General features: G+C 67.7%; 12 protein-coding genes. 9 read left to right on the forward strand and 3 right to left on the reverse strand.

Annotated elements, in window-relative coordinates:
- Window positions 1-2: 2 nt before the first annotated feature.
- Complete coding sequence (locus tag N0B71_RS27375) at window positions 3-416, reverse strand: helix-turn-helix domain-containing protein (RefSeq protein WP_331496133.1); 414 nt, start codon at window positions 414-416, stop codon at window positions 3-5.
- Window positions 417-537: 121 nt separating this feature from the next.
- Here N0B71_RS27375 and N0B71_RS27380 point away from each other — a divergent pair, with 121 nt between their 5' ends.
- Window positions 538-750 (forward strand): helix-turn-helix domain-containing protein, encoded by a 213-nt coding sequence (locus tag N0B71_RS27380; RefSeq protein ID WP_259756225.1) that lies wholly within the window; start codon window positions 538-540, stop codon window positions 748-750.
- On the opposite strand, the gene N0B71_RS27385 is transcribed toward N0B71_RS27380, so the two are convergent.
- A complete protein-coding gene (locus tag N0B71_RS27385; RefSeq protein WP_259756226.1) occupies window positions 741-1271 on the reverse strand; it encodes a hypothetical protein in 531 nt (176 codons plus the stop codon). The two genes, N0B71_RS27380 and N0B71_RS27385, sit on opposite strands and share 10 nt — an antisense overlap.
- A 199-nt stretch (window positions 1272-1470) precedes the next feature.
- On the opposite strand from N0B71_RS27385, the gene N0B71_RS27390 reads away from it, so the two are divergent.
- Window positions 1471-1686: a hypothetical protein gene (locus N0B71_RS27390; RefSeq protein ID WP_259756227.1), complete on the forward strand. Its 216-nt coding sequence runs from the start codon at window positions 1471-1473 to the stop codon at window positions 1684-1686.
- Window positions 1687-2129: 443 nt separating this feature from the next.
- Here the strand turns inward: N0B71_RS27390 and N0B71_RS27395 are convergent, their stop codons facing one another.
- Complete coding sequence (locus N0B71_RS27395; protein ID WP_259756228.1) at window positions 2130-6992, reverse strand: NAD-glutamate dehydrogenase; 4863 nt, start codon at window positions 6990-6992, stop codon at window positions 2130-2132.
- A 308-nt stretch (window positions 6993-7300) separates the two neighbouring features.
- On the opposite strand from N0B71_RS27395, the gene N0B71_RS27400 reads away from it, so the two are divergent.
- From N0B71_RS27400 to N0B71_RS27430, 7 genes are all read left to right on the forward strand, one after another.
- On the forward strand, window positions 7301-8173 hold the full coding sequence (locus tag N0B71_RS27400; RefSeq protein WP_259756230.1) for a DUF1353 domain-containing protein: 873 nt from the start codon (window positions 7301-7303) through the stop codon (window positions 8171-8173).
- 61 nt (window positions 8174-8234) lie between these two features.
- Window positions 8235-9194: an AAA family ATPase gene (locus tag N0B71_RS27405; protein WP_184589183.1), complete on the forward strand. Its 960-nt coding sequence runs from the start codon at window positions 8235-8237 to the stop codon at window positions 9192-9194.
- Window position 9195: 1 nt separating this feature from the next.
- On the forward strand, window positions 9196-10140 hold the full coding sequence (locus N0B71_RS27410; RefSeq protein ID WP_259756231.1) for a DUF58 domain-containing protein: 945 nt from the start codon (window positions 9196-9198) through the stop codon (window positions 10138-10140).
- Window positions 10137-10634, forward strand: coding sequence for a DUF4381 domain-containing protein (locus tag N0B71_RS27415; RefSeq protein ID WP_259756232.1), 498 nt, complete (start codon window positions 10137-10139; stop codon window positions 10632-10634). The genes N0B71_RS27410 and N0B71_RS27415 overlap by 4 nt, the downstream gene beginning before the upstream one ends.
- A complete protein-coding gene (locus N0B71_RS27420) occupies window positions 10627-11661 on the forward strand; it encodes a vWA domain-containing protein (protein WP_259756234.1) in 1035 nt (344 codons plus the stop codon). The genes N0B71_RS27415 and N0B71_RS27420 overlap by 8 nt, the downstream gene beginning before the upstream one ends.
- Complete coding sequence (locus N0B71_RS27425; protein WP_259756236.1) at window positions 11658-13418, forward strand: VWA domain-containing protein; 1761 nt, start codon at window positions 11658-11660, stop codon at window positions 13416-13418. The genes N0B71_RS27420 and N0B71_RS27425 overlap by 4 nt, the downstream gene beginning before the upstream one ends.
- On the forward strand, window positions 13415-15058 hold the full coding sequence (locus tag N0B71_RS27430; RefSeq protein WP_259756237.1) for a BatD family protein: 1644 nt from the start codon (window positions 13415-13417) through the stop codon (window positions 15056-15058). The genes N0B71_RS27425 and N0B71_RS27430 overlap by 4 nt, the downstream gene beginning before the upstream one ends.
- The last annotated feature ends 33 nt before the right edge of the window (window positions 15059-15091 follow it).

Consider the following 15091-nt stretch of genomic DNA (forward strand, 5'->3'; position numbering starts at 1 on the left):
CTTCACACGTCGGCGGGGTCCTCGCGCAGCCGGCGCTCTTCATGGTCGAGACTTTCCAGCACCTCCTGATGCCGCGCCTGCCACTGCTCCAGGGTCAGGCCGAGGGTGGTCAGCAACTGGGGATTGCTCTTGACCAGATAGACCGCCGCACGCTGGGCAGAGTCCTCGACCTTCCAGCTCACTTCGGCCGGGTCGATGGGGCCCTCGTAGGTGATCCAGCGGCTGAAATCCGGGTAGACGCTGCAGACCTTCTGGAAATCCATGTCGCGCATGCGCTGGTTGCCGTACTCGATGTTTTCCACATCCTTGGGCTTCATGCCGACTGTTTCTGCAAAGGCGCGGCGTGACAGGCCTGTCAACGAGCGAAGCGCCCGTAGCCTTTCTCCTGCGGTGAACAGGAAACGCTTCTTCATCATGTGTCGTCCATTTCCGAGACCGCTCAAGTCCGGATAAACGCCCTAACAGTTGGGATAGATTCATCATCCGGACCACGGCGAAAGCTGTGGATTAGAGGGGCTGGATGGTGCTGGACGAAGCATGAAAGAGGGAAGTGGATTCACCCCGGACTTGCGCGCAGGTGGCTATTACGTGACGCCCGAACGTTTTGCGCAGTTGATCGGTCTGGGGGATCGCCAAAGCATTGTGCACGGCTGGATCGATCAGGGAGAGCTGCCGAGCCGTTGCATTGGCGGGCAGCTCCTGGTGGACCTGGGCGCCCTGCTCAGCAAGGCGCCGCCTGGTCATTCCTGAGCCGCTTGCTGTGCCGCTTGCAGCGCCGGCACTGCCGGAATGCCGATCTCCACGCACAGCGCCATGACGCGTTCCAGGTCGTTGCGATAGACCAGCACGCACTGCAGCTCGGTATCCAGCGGCTCGCTGAAGTCCACCAGGACGTAGCCGCCCTTCTCCGGATACAGCGCGCCGAGCTGGGTCTGAATGCGATTCAGCGCCGCCAGCGGCTCGGCCTTGCGCAGTTGCTTGGCCTGCAGGACGAAGCTCACGCTCGGGTCGAAGGAGGCGCGAATTTCGCCGAACAGCTCCTCGTAGCTGTCACCCATGAACAGCACGATTTCCGGCAGGCTACCGACCACCACCCACTCGCCCAGGGGGATCGGGAAGCTGTCGTCGTAGTTGATGTCCGGATTGGCGGCGAGGAAGGCCGCGGGGTCCGCGTAGGCCTGGGACGCCTCGTCGGCGATCTGCTGGATCTCTTCTTCCCCCAGGCAGCCGGAGCTGATCAGCGTGAGGAGTTCGACGAGTTGCGCATTCATGGGGTAATCCTGAAGAGAGTGAACAGCCGGAAAGCATATCCGTATTCGCTGTAAAACACCGCAGGCAGGGAACTTTCTGACGGACAAAGGCGTCCGAAGTCGCCAGAAACGATAACCACTATTGAACGGGATGATTTCTGCTCGCCTCGAGCGGTTGATAGCCTGACCAGCATCCCGGACCAGCCTGCGTGTGAAAACCATGAACCGTGCCCTTGCCCTTCTCTCCCTGACCCTGCCCCTGTGGCTGGTGGGCTGCGCCAACCAGCCGGCTCCGCACCAGGAGCCCTACAGCGATGAGCAAGTGAAGTCCTTCGCGCTGAAGATGCTGGGCGCCAGCAACATGTCCGACGAGCTGTACGCCAAGTACCGCCGGGCACTGACCGAGCCGCATGAGGATGGGCGGAGCGGGAGCTGAACATCCACGCCGTATCCGGACAAGCAGAGCATCTCCGCTAAGCCCCTCGCGGCGGAACGCGTTTTCCCTTTTGCCTCTGAAGGCCAGCGATACAGCCCCGTGCCCGGCGAGTGTGGCGATGGGTCACTTATCGTGCTGTTCGCGAGCAAGCTCGCTCCTACGAAGAGCGCTTCGACCAAGGGCGAGCTGTAGGAGCGAGCTTGCTCGCGAACCGAGTTCTGCCGCTTTCTCAATAGAGCACTGGCCCGACGACTCGCCCTACCCCAATCGGTAGACATCGCTGCATCCAGCACCATCCTGCGTGGGTGCTCGGCGGGAGGTCCGTGCGCGGGGACTCACGTCGCGGGCATGGCCCGCTCCTACAGGGTTGCTGGTATCCAGGCGAAAAAAAGCCCCGCACGAGGCGGGGCTGGAGCATCAAACGGTTTGCCAGGCGTTGAGCATCAGGCCGGGTTGGTTCCTGGCTGGTTGCTCTGCGCCAGGTCGAGCAGTTCGCGGTTGGCCACGGCGTACATGGCGTAGTCGGTGCTCGTGGACGCCCGCAGATCGGCGAGCATCGCGCGCCAGCGGGCGACCATCGGGGCGTGCTGTTCCAGCCAGAGCGCCACGCGCGCGTCGATCTCCGCCGGGCCGTCCTGCATCTGCAGCACGGACACGGTAATCGCTCGCTGCTGCCAGTCCAGGTCATCGCGGAAGGCTTCGCGGGCCAGCGCCTGCCAGTTGTTGTCCACCGGCAGGGAGCTGATCTGCTGCAGGTACCAGGTCAGTTCCAGCTCGCTGCCCAGGGCGAAGTAGGCGCGGGCCACATCGGCCGGGTCGCGGCCGGTGACGTCCGCCGCTTCGACGATCGGCAGGAGGGTGTAGAGGTGACTGGTACCCGCGACCATGCGCGCCAGCAGCTCCGGCACGCCCGCGTCGACGTAGGCCTGGTAGCGTGCCTGCCACAGTTCGCGGGTCGGGCCTTCGAGCAGTTCGTTGAGCTTCAGGCCCAGGGCGGCAATGCGCGGACCGAAGTGCGCCACGTCGCGGGCGGCGTCCTGCTCGTTGCGACGGCTGCGCAGGAACCAGCGGGTCGCGCGGCGGCCCAGGCGCATCAGCTCGTCCATCAGCGTCAGCTGCACTTCCGCCGGCACCTGGTAGTCCAGCGCCTCGATCTGGCGGAACCAGTGCGGCAGGTGGAAGACATCGCGCACGATCACATAGGCACCCGCCACGTTAGCCGGCGTCATGCCGGTGGACTCCTTCAGGCGCTGCACGAAGGTGATGCCCATGTGGTTGATCAGGTCATTGGCGATCTGCGTGCTGACGATCTCGCGCTTCAGCCGGTGCTTGCGCATGGCCGAGCCGAAGGTATCGACCAGGGTCTGCGGGAAGGCCGTCTCCATGTCGCGGGTCAGGTAGTCGTCGTCCGGCACCAGCGAGCCCAGCAGTTGCTCCTTCAGATCGATCTTGCTGTAGGAAATCAGCACGGCCAGCTCGGCGCGGGTCAGCCCCTGGCCGGCGGCGATGCGTTCGGCCAGCGCCTCGTCGGTGGGCAGGAATTCCAGCGCACGGTCCAGCTTGCCGCGGGCTTCCAGATCGCTCATCAGGCGCTTGTACTCGGCGATGCGCTCGCGGGCGCGGCGCTCGGCCAGGGACAGCGCCTGGGTCTGCTTGTAGTTGTTGCCCAGCACCAGTTCGGACACCTGGTCGGTCATTTCCGCCAGCAGCTTGTTGCGCTGCTTGCTGGTCATGTCGCCGGCGGCCACCACCTCGTTGAGCAGAATCTTGATGTTGACCTCGTGGTCGGAGCAGTCCACACCACCGGCGTTGTCGATGAAGTCGGTGTTGCAGGCGCCGCCGTTGAGGCCGAATTCGACCCGTGCCAGCTGCGTCATGCCGAGGTTGCCGCCCTCGCCCACTACTTTCACCCGCAGCTCACGGCCGTCCACGCGCAGGCCATCGTTGGCCTTGTCGCCGACGTCGGCGTGGGTTTCATCGCTGGACTTCACGTAGGTGCCGATGCCGCCGTTCCACAGCAGGTCCACCGGCGCCTTGAGCAGCGCGTGGATCAGCTCGGTCGGGGTCAGGCGCTCGGCGTCGATGTCGAAGCGCGCGCGCACTTCCGGGGTCAGGGTGATGCTCTTGGCGCTGCGCAGGAAGATGCCGCCGCCCGCGGAGATCAGCGAGGTGTCGTAGTCGGCCCAGCTGGAGCGCGGCAGGTTGAACAGGCGCTGGCGCTCGGCGAAGCTCGCCGCCGGGTCCGGGTTGGGGTCGAGGAAGATGTGCAGGTGGTTGAAGGCCGCCACCATCTGCAGCTTGTCGGACATCAGCAGGCCGTTGCCGAACACGTCGCCGGCCATGTCACCGATGCCGATGACGGTCACGCTGTCCTTCTGCACGTCGATGCCGCGCTCGCGGAAGTGGCGCTGCACGGAGACCCAGCCGCCCCGGGCGGTGATGCCCATGCCCTTGTGGTCGTAGCCGGCCGAGCCGCCGGAGGCGAAGGCGTCGCCCAGCCAGAAGTCGTACTCGGCGGAGATGCCGTTGGCGATGTCGGAGAAGGTTGCGGTGCCCTTGTCCGCCGCCACCACCAGGTAGGGGTCGTCGGCGTCGTGGCGGACCACGTTTGCCGGCGGCACGACCTTGCCTTCCTTGAGGTTGTCGGTGATGTCCAGCAGGCCGGAGATGAAGATGCGGTAGCAGGCGATGGCCTCGGCCTGGATTTCATCGCGGCTGCCGCCCACCGGCAGGCGACGCGGGATGAAGCCACCCTTGGCGCCGGTCGGCACGATCACCGCGTTCTTCACCTGCTGCGCCTTCACCAGGCCCAGCACTTCGGTGCGGAAGTCTTCCTCGCGATCGGACCAGCGCAGGCCGCCACGGGCCACGTCGCCGAAGCGCAGGTGCACGCCCTCCACGCGCGGGCAGTAGACGAAGATCTCGAATTTCGGCGTCGGACGGGGGATTTCCGGGATGGCCTTGGGGTTGAACTTGAAGCTGAAGTAGCTCTTGTTCTGCCCGGCCGCGTCCGGCTGGTAGAAGTTGGTGCGCAGGGTCGCCTTGATCAGGTCGAGGTAGCGCCGCAGGATGCGGTCCTCGTTGAGCACCTGGACGTTGTCCAGCGCCGCCAGGATGGCCTGCTCCAGCTTCAGTTGCTTGTCTTCCAGGTCCTCGGCGGTGAGCTTGCGGGCCAGGTAGAAGCGGGTCTTGAACAGGCGCACCAGTTCGCGGGCGATGTCCACGTGGGCGTTCAGCGCGCTGGCGATGTAGCCCAGGTCGAAGCCCAGGCGGATCTGCTTGAGGTAGCGGGCGTAGGCGCGCAGCAGGGCCACGTCGCGCCACGGCAGGCCAGCGGTCAGCACCAGGCGGTTGAAGGCGTCGTTCTCGGCATCGCCGTTGACGATGTGGACGAAGGCGTCCTGCAGGGTTTCGTTGAGCTCCTGGATGTTGACGTCCAGGCCTTCGGCGTAGGTGAAGGCGAAGTCGTGGATCCAGTACTCGCGGCCGTTGGTGTGGCGCAGGCGGTAGGGGAACTCGCCGAGCACGCGCAGGCCGAGGTTCTCCAGGATCGGCAGAACGTCCGACAGCGCCAGCGGCGTGTCGGCGTGGTACAGCTTGCAGTGCAGTTGCTGCTCACCCTGCGCCAGCGGCTGGTAGAAGCTCATCACCAGCGGGCGGCTGTCGGACAAGCTGGACAGGTGCTGCAGGTCGACCACCGCGAAATGCGGGGAGAAGCGCTCGCGATAACCGGCCGGGAAGCCCTTGGGGAAGTCTTCCAGCAGGTTGTTGCCCTGCCCTTCGCCGAAGTTTTCCAGTACCAGCGCGGCGTAGTCGTCCTGCCAGGAACGGCAGGCCTGGATGGCTTCCTGCTCCAGCTGGGCGGCGTCGACGTCGATGCGGTTCTTCGGATCGACGCGCAGAATGAACTGCACGCGGGCCAGGGTGGACTCGGAGAAGAAGGTCCAGAACTCGCAGTCGCTGGCCTTCAGGCGCTCCATCAGCACCTGCTGGATCTTCATCCGCGTTTCGGTGGAATAGATGTCGCGCGGGACATAGGCCAGGCAGTAGGCGAAGCGGCCGTACGGGTCCTTGCGCAGGAACAGGCGGATCTTGTTGCGTTCCTGGATCTGCACGATGGACATCGCGGTGGTGTACAGCTCGTCCACCGGGGTCTGGAAGAGGTCGTCGCGCGGCAGCACTTCGAGGATCTGCGCCAGCTCCTTGCCCAGGTGCGCCTTGCTGTCGAAGCCGGAGTTCTTCAGCACCTGCGCGACCTTGCCGCGGATGAACGGGATGTCGAATACGCTCTCGGCATAGACCGCCGAGGTGTACAAGCCGAGGAAGCGGAACTCGCGGACGACCTTGCCCTTGGCGTCGATCTCGCGGATCGACACATAGTCCGGGTAGGCCGGGCGGTGCACACGGCTGGGCTGCGAGGCCTTGGCGAACGACAGCAGCACCGGCTCGCGCAGGTAGGCGACCGCGTAGTCCTCGATGTGCAGGTCGTCCTTGTTCAGGCCGGCGCGCAGCAGTTTGGTCAGGCCGAGGAAGGCCTTCTCGTCGTACACCAGGTGGCCGCCGTCGGCCTCCTCCTGCACGGTGAATTCTTCATAGCCGAGGAAGGTGAAGTGGTTGTCCAGCAGCCACTCGAGGAAGGCGCGAACTTCGGCGGTTTCCTCGGCGCGGGCCTTGGCCTTGGACTTGCCCAGCCAGGCCAGCAGCTCCTCGGCCTTGGTGCGCATGGCCGGGAAGTCGGCAACCGCCAGGCGGACTTCGCCGAGCACGTCCAGCAGGGCTTTTTCCAGAGTGCGCAGCTCGCCGGCCTGGGAGACGCGGTCGATCTCCAGGTACATCAGCGATTCCTGGCGCACATCCTTGCCGGTGCTGTTCTTGGGCAGGATTTCCAGCAGCTCGCCCTTGGCGTTGCGGCGCACGCTGAGCACGTTGGTCTGCAGGGTGTGGATGCTATAGCCGCGGCGATTCAGCTCCATGCGCACCGAGTCGACCAGGAACGGCTGGTCCGGGTGCAGCACCTGCACGGCGGTGTGGGTGGACTGCCAGCCGTGCTTTTCGTAATCGGGGTTGTACACCGCCACGATGGGCTGGGCGGGGTCGAAGCGTTCCAACAGGCGCCAGGAAGACAGCGTGCAGCCGACCAGGTCGGACAGCCTGCGCTGGGTCAATTCGTCGAGGGAGATGAAGCCGAAGAACTGCTCGGCGAACAGGGCCACTTGTGGCAGACCCTTGTCGTCGACGTGCTGCGCCAGGGCCGCTTTCAGTTGTTGCTGGAAGTCGGCTTTGCTGGCTGCGGTGAAGAACGCCATGTTGTTACTCCGCTGGGCTCGTTTTGTTGGATTGAGCGTAGATCGCTTCTCGCCGTACATCAGGTGGGGCACAGATATATCCGGGCAGTGTGACCCTCGATTGACAGCCCGACCGGACAGTCACCGATGCCGCCGAGCTTATCGGGAGTCACCCGGCGCTGGCTTACGGAGCTGCGACATATTCGGTCAACGGCATGCAGGCCGTGCGCCCATCTGGAAACAAGCGATTTCGCAGTACGATCGTTCCGCATCTGCCGCAGGAAATGTCATAGCGCTATCATGGCCATCCCTGCCCTGGAATGGATGCCATGCAACGCCACCCGCCCCTGCACCGCCCACTGCTGCGCCACCTCGACAACCTGCTGGTCACCCTGTTGGGCGCGACGCTGCTGGTGCTCGCCTGGCTGTTCCTCGATGAAGCCGTGCGCCCGCTGCTGATCGGCGCCGTGCCCGTTTACCTCGGCGTGCTGCTGCCGCGCATCGTCGGGCGCGACGAACGCCTGCGCCGGGTCGAAGCCGCGCGGGAACGCTCGGTGCGCGAGTGGGGTTTCTGCAGCCGCGACCGCAACGGCCCGTGGATCAACTACATCGACTTCCCGCTGGTCTGCGAGGACCCGGTATTCAACGGCCGCTTCTTCTATAGCGAGTGGCTGGTGGTGCACGACGGGCGCATCATCATCAACCCGGGCCCGGCCAGCGTCGACCTCGCCGCCGGCACCGTCGGCTACGACTTCGGCTGCACGCGCACCTACGCCTGGGATGGCTGCTCCCCGAAAGTACCGTTCTTCTGGGTCGCCACCCTCGGCACGCCGGACTGGTGGGAGCACCTGGAAAGCGTGCAGTGCCTGCGCCACGGCCAGCAGAAGGAACGCGTGATGTTCTGGCCGGTGGCGCACCACGCCAGCCTGGTGCACGACGCGCTGTATCAGTTCCTCAACGTTGCCCCGGTGACCAAGGCCGAGGCGGACGAGCTGTTCCACCGCATGCTGCTGCGCGCCGGCATGCCGCGCCTGGTGGCCTGGGTCTACCGCTTCGCGGTGGTCCACGGCGGCGCGCGCGACATGCGCCATCAGCGCAACCCCAACAGCACGCTGCGTTGCCTGACGCCCCTGCCCGGCATCGCGCCGCCGCCGGAACCGGTAGCGCCGCACAAGGCTCGCAGCGCAGCGCTGCAAGAGTGATGGCCGATGCAGTAAAGTAGGCGCCCCGACAGCCCCACCCTTCGTCCAGGAAATCCACGCGATGGAACATCGTGAGTCGCTCCTTGCACTGCGCCAGTATCTCTCCAGCCAGATCCTCGGCCAGGAAAAGCTCATCGAGCGGCTGCTCATCGCCCTGATCGCCGACGGCCACCTGCTGGTGGAAGGCGCGCCGGGCCTGGCCAAGACCAAGGCGATCAAAGACCTGGCCGAGGGCCTTGAGGCCGAGTTCCACCGCATCCAGTTCACCCCCGACCTGCTCCCGGCCGACATCACCGGCACCGAGATCTATCGTCCGGAGAACGGCAGCTTCGTGTTCCAGCAGGGGCCGATCTTCCACCACCTGGTGCTGGCCGACGAGATCAACCGCGCGCCGGCCAAGGTGCAGTCCGCCCTGCTCGAAGCCATGGCCGAGCGCCAGGTCAGCGTGGGCCGCAGCACCTACGACCTGCCGCCGCTGTTCCTGGTGATGGCGACGCAGAACCCCATCGAGCAGGAAGGCACCTACCCGCTGCCCGAGGCCCAGCTCGACCGCTTCCTCATGCACGTGAAGATCGGCTACCCGGAAGCCTCCGTGGAGCGCCGCATCCTCCAGCAGGCCCGCGGCGAAGCGCTGCACGGCGAGACCAAGCCCGAGCGCCGGGTCACCCAGGAAGCCATCTTCGCCGCCCGCCAGGAAATCCTCGGCCTGTACATGGCCGACGCGGTGGAGGAGTACCTGGTGCAACTGATCATGGCCACGCGCACCCCGGCCAAGTACGACGCCGAGCTGGCCGAGTGGCTGTCCTACGGCGCCAGCCCGCGCGGCTCGATCGCCCTGGACCGTTGCGCGCGCGCCCACGCCTGGCTGGCCGGGCGCGATTTCGTCAGCCCCGAAGACATCCAGGCGATGCTCTTCGACGTGCTGCGCCATCGCCTGATCCTCACCTTCGAGGCGGAAGCCGCCGGGATCGACCAGGACCGCGTGGTCCAGCGCATCCTCGACGTGGTCGCCGTCGCCTGACATGCACAACGTCCTGGCGCCCGGCGTGGCCGTCTCGCTCGGCGAGCTGATCGAGATTCGTCACCGCCTGCGCGAAGTCCAGCTGTTCTCCACGCCGTCGCGGCGCAGCCCGCTGATCGGCCTGCACCACTCGCGCCTGCGCGGCCGCGGCGTGGACTTCGACCAGGTACGCGTGTACCAGGCCGGCGACGACGTGCGCACCATCGACTGGCGCGTCACCGCGCGCACCCAGGAGCCGCACACCAAGCTGTTCCATGAAGAGCGCGAGCGCCCGGTCTTCGTCCTGGTCGAACAGAGCGCGCGGCTGTTCTTCGGCTCCGGCCTGAGCTTCAAGTCCGTGCTCGCCGCCCGCGCCGCCGCCTTCGTCGGCTGGGCCGCGCTGGCGCACAACGACCGCATCGGCGGGCTGGTCTTCACCGACAGCGAATGCCACGAGATCAAGCCCCGGCGCAGCAAGCAGAGCCTGCTGCAACTGTTCAACCTGATCGTGCGGGCCAACAACGCCCTGCTCGCCGGCTCCCACCTCAGCCACAGCGGCGACGGCTTCGGCATGGCCCTGCGGCGCGCCCGCGAGGTGCTGCGCCCCGGCAGCCTGATCATGGTGATGTGCGATGAGCGCGCCCTGAGCGAGGTGGCCGAGCAGCAACTCTCCCTGCTGGCGCGGCACACCGACCTGGTGCTGCTGCCGGTGTCCGACCCGCTCGACCACGCCCTGCCCGCCGCCGGGCTGCTGAGATTTGCCGAAGGCCAGGCGCAACTGGAACTGGACACCCACATTGATGAGCAGCGCCTGGCCTACCGCGCCCTCGGCGAAGCCCGCCGCGAACGCTGGCAACGCCTGGCCCTGCGCCTGGGCGTGCCGCTGCTGCCGCTGACCACCCAGGAAGAACTGGTGGAACAGCTGCGCAACCTGCTGGAACAGCACCAGCCGGGGTACGCCCAATGAATCCCCTCGACCAGCTGCAACCGCTGATCGAGCCCGCCGCGGTGCCCTGGTGGCCACCGGCGCCGGGCTGGTGGCTGCTCGCCGCGCTGGTGCCGCTGCTGCTCTGGGCGCTGTGGCGCAACCGCCGGCGCTGGCTGCCCAAACGCAAGGCCAAGGTGGTCGCCGAGGTGCCGCTGGACCCGCTGCGCGAAGCCGCGCTGGAAGAACTCAAGCGCCTGCCGCGCCCCTACGACCGCGCGCCGGCCGGCCCCTGGCTGCAGGCGCTCAACGGCCTGCTCAAGCGGCTGTCGCGCGCCCGCTGGCCGGACAGCCACAGCCACACCCTCAGCGGCCGCGCCTGGCTGGCGTTCCTCGACACCCGCTGCCCGGCCGCCGGCCTGACCCGCTGGATGATCCTGGTGGAAGGCGGCTACCGCGCCGAATGCAAGCTGGACGACAAGGCCATCGACGGCCTCGCCGCCGCGGTGGAAACCTGGGTGCGCAAGCATGTTTGAGTTCGCCTGGCCGTGGATCTTCCTGCTCGCCCCGCTGCCCTGGGTGATGCGCTTCATCCTGCCGCCGGCCGACAGCGGCGAGGCGGCGATCAAGGTGAGCTTCCTCAAGGAACTCGAAGGCCTCGCCGGTCGCCGCGCCCGCGCGCGCCTGCCGGCCTGGCGCCAGCAGGCGCCCTTCGCCCTGCTCTGGCTGTGCCTGCTGCTGGCCGGCGCGCGCCCGCAGTGGGTCGGCGAGCCGCTGCCGATCCCTGCCACCGGCCGCGACCTGCTGGTGGCGGTGGACGTCTCCGGCTCCATGGATTACGCCGACATGACCTGGGATGGCGCCGACCTCAGCCGTCTCGACCTGGTGAAGAAACTCTTCGGCGACTTCATCGAGGGCCGCCGGGGGGATCGGGTCGGCCTGATCCTGTTCGGCACCCGCGCCTACCTGCAGGCACCCCTGACCTTCGACCGTCACACCGTGCGCATCTGGCTGGACGAAGCGCTGATCGGCATCGCCGGCAAGGACACCGCCCTGGGCGACGCCATCGGCCTGGCGGTCAAGCGCCTGCGCCAGCGCCCCGCCGAGAGCCGCGTGCTGGTGCTGATCACCGATGGCGCCAACACTGCCGGCGAGATATCGCCGCAGACCGCCGCCAAGCTGGCCGCCGAAGAACAGGTGAAGGTCTACACCATCGGTATCGGCGCCGACCCGAAACAGGGTGGCGTCGCCGGCCTGTTCGGCCTCAACCCGGGGCTGGACCTGGACGAGCCGACGCTCAAGGCCATCGCCGAGAGCACCGGCGGCGAATACTTCCGTGCGCGCAACGGCGAAGAGCTGCAACGCATCTCCGACAGCCTCGACCAGCTCGAACCGGTGGAACAGAAACCGACCCAGGCGCGCCCGGCCATTGCCCTGTACCGCTGGCCGCTGTTGCTGGCGGTACTGATCAGCGCCGCGCTGGTCATCGGCACCCTGTGGCCGCCCGAAGAGTGGCGCTGGCCGGCCTGGATCACGCGCCTGCAGAAGGAGCGCCGGCCATGAGCCACGCCTGGCCGCACCTGCTGCACCCGCTCTGGCTGATCCTGCTGCTGCCCCTTGGCTGGCTGCTGTGGAAGCTCTGGCACCGCGAACGCCGCGCCGGCCGCTGGCAATTGCTGCTGCCCCCGGCCTTCCACCCCTGGCTGCTGGCCGGCGGCAGTGGCCGGCATGAACGCCGCCCGTGGGTCTACCTCGGCATCGCCTGGCTGCTGGCCGTGCTCGCCCTGCTCGGCCCCAGCTGGCAGCAGGTGGAGCAACCGACCCTGGAGCGCAGCGACCCGCTGGTGGTGGTGCTGGAACTCACTCCGCAGATGCTCGCCACCGACCTCAAGCCCACGCGCCTGGAGCAGGCGCGGCACAAACTGCTGGACCTGCTGCAGAGCCGCAGCGACGCGCAGACGGCCATCGTCGTCTACGCCGGCAGCGCCCACACGCTCGTACCGCTGTCCAATGACCTGGGCACCGCGCGCAACCTGCTCGACGCGCTCAAGCCATCGATCATGCCCGAGCCCGGCCAGCGCGCCGACCTCGCAGTGGCCCAGGCCCGCCGCCTGCTGGACAACGGCGCCGAGGGCAACGGCCGCATCCTGCTGATCACCAGCGCGCTGGACGCCCGTGAACGCCAGGGCATCCGCCAGGCGCTCAAAGGCAAGGGCAAGGACCTGCTGCTGCTCGCCGTGGGTACCCCTGGCGGCGCGCCCATCGCCCAGGAGGACGGCACCTTCCTCAAGGACGACCAGGGCAACATCCTCGTTCCGCGCCTGGACGAAGGCTCGCTGCGCGCCTTCGCCACCGACCTGGGCGGCCGTTTCCAGCGCCTGCGCGCCAACAGCGGCGACCTGCGCTCCCTCGGCCTGCTGGACAGCACCCAGGGCCTGCAAGTCAGCGAAGAGGACGCCCTGCTGCGCCTGCAACGCTGGGCCGACCAGGGTTACTGGCTGCTGTTGCCGCTGCTCCTGCTCGCCGCCTGCGCGGGCCGGCGCGGCTGGCTGTTCAGCCTGCCGCTGATGCTGCCGCTGCTGTGGGCGCCCCCGCAGGATGCCAACGCCTTCGAGCTCAACGACCTGTGGCTGCGCCCCGACCAGCAGGGCCAGCGCCTGCTCGATGCCGGGCGCCCCGCCGATGCTGCCGAGCGTTTCGAGGATTTCCGCTGGAAGGGCCTGGCGCTGTACCGCGCCGGCGATTATGTCGACGCCGCCCAGGCGTTCGCCCAGGGCGACGAGGCCGCCGACCACTACAACCGCGGCAATGCCCTGGCCCGGCAGAACGAGCTGGAAGCCGCCATCGACGCCTACGACCAGGCGCTGGAGCGCGACCCCGAACTGGAAGCCGCCCGGCGCAACAAGGCCCTGCTCGAAGACCTGCTGCGCCAGCGCAAGGACAACCCCGCCGGCAGCAACAGCGACCAGCCGCCGCCGCACAACCAGGACCCTGCGCAGAGCAGCGATCCCCAGGCCGCCGCGCCTCAAGACCAGCAGCAGGAAGACGAGCACTCCGGCGAACGCGACTCGCAGCCGGCGCCGGCGGCGCAGAACCCATCGCAGGATGCCGACCGCCCCGCCGCCAGCCAGAGCAACAGGCCCGGCGAGGACGCTCGCGAAGAAGCCGAAACCAACCCGGAGGATGCCGGTCCACTGGGTGACGAGCGCCGTCAGGCCCTGGAACAGTGGCTGCGGCAGATTCCCGACGACCCGTCCGAGCTATTGCGCCGCAAGTTCTGGTACCAGCAACAGCAGCAGCGCCAGGAACCCACCCCATGAAACGGCTGATCTGCCTGACCCTGCTCTGCCTCGCCGCGTTCCGCGCCGAGGCCAGCTTCACCGCCAGCGTCGACCGTGCGCGCCTGAACCAGGGCGAGAGCGTCGAGCTGACGCTGGAGTCGGACGACCCCACGCTGTTCGGCAAGCCCGACCTCAAGCCGCTGGACGAGCGCTTCGTGGTGCTCGGCACGCGCCAGGTCAACCGCCTCACCACGCTCAACGGCAAGGCCCAGGCCACCACGCGCTGGATCATCACGCTGCAGCCGCGCAGCGAAGGCAAGGTGGAAATCCCGCCGATCCACCTGGGCGGCAACACCAGCGAGCCGATCAGCCTCGAGGTGCTCAAGGCCGAGGACACTGCCGATGGCCAGAAGCTCGCCCCGGTGTTCATCGACGCCAGCGTCGACCGCGAGCAGAGCTGGGTGCAGGCCCAGGTCATTCTCACCCTGCGCATCTACCACTCGGTGTCGCTGTACGACGACAGCAGCCTCAGCCCGCTGCGCATGAACGACGCCCGCGTCGAGCAGCTGGGCGAGCCGCGCACCTACGAAAAAGTCATCAACGGCGTGCGCCACGGCGTGATCGAGGTGCGCTACGCGATCTTCCCGCAGAAGAGCGGCACGCTGGAAATCCCCGGTCAGACCTTCAACGCCACCCAGGTCGCCCAGGGCCGCAACGACGCCTACAACCCCTTCGGCCCGCCGCCGGGCAAGCAGGTGCGGGTGATCTCGCCGAGCATCCCCCTGGAGGTCGACCCCAAGCCCGCCGATTACCCGAAGGACGCCCCCTGGCTGCCGGCCCGCTCGCTCAGCCTGAGCGAAACCTGGAGCCCGCAGCCCGAGCAAGCCAAGGCCGGCGAGTCGCTCACGCGCAACATCATGCTGCGCGTGGAGGGGCTGTCCAGCGCGCAACTGCCGCCGCTGCCGATCAGCCTGCCCGACAATCTGCGCCACTACCCGGACCAGCCACAGCTGGCCAATGAAGCCAGCGACCAGGGCATGATCGGCAGCCGCGAGGAGCGCGAGGCGCTGATCGCCGACAAGGCCGGGCCGGTGGAGCTGCCGCCGGTGGAGGTGGTCTGGTGGAATACCCAGGAGCGCCGCGTCGAGCGCACCAGCCTGCCGGCGCGCACCCTGCAGGTGGCCGCGAACGCGCAACTGGAAGAGCACACCGACACCCCCGCCGCCCCCAGCGAAACGACGGTCAGCGATGTACTGCTGTGGCCCTGGCAGCTCGCCTGTGCGCTGCTCAGCCTGACCACCCTGCTCGGCTTCGGCCTCTGGTGGCGCGCCCGCAGCCAGCCGGCGGTGATCCGCGTGGCGCCAGCCGGCCCGAGCACCCGCACGCTGCTGGATGAACTGCGCCGCGCCTGCCAGGCCAACGACCCGCACGCCACCCGCCAGGCCCTGGATGCCTGGGCACGGCAGCAACCGGAAACCCTGGCCGACATGGCGGCGCGTTTCGTGCCGCTGTCCGATGCGCTCGACGGCCTCAACGGTGCGCTCTACAGCGACAGCGAAGGCGGGCGCAACTGGCAGGGCGAGGACCTCTGGCGCGCCATCCGCACCCTGCCCGGCGCCGATCCGGACACCCCGCCAGCGGCGGAAGCCAGCAGCCTGCCGACGCTGTACCCGCGCTGACGGCTATGCTGGAGGCATCCCCGTCCGAGGTGC

Source organism: Pseudomonas sp. GCEP-101 (assembly GCF_025133575.1).
In the GTDB taxonomy this organism is placed as follows: domain Bacteria; phylum Pseudomonadota; class Gammaproteobacteria; order Pseudomonadales; family Pseudomonadaceae; genus Pseudomonas; species Pseudomonas nitroreducens_B.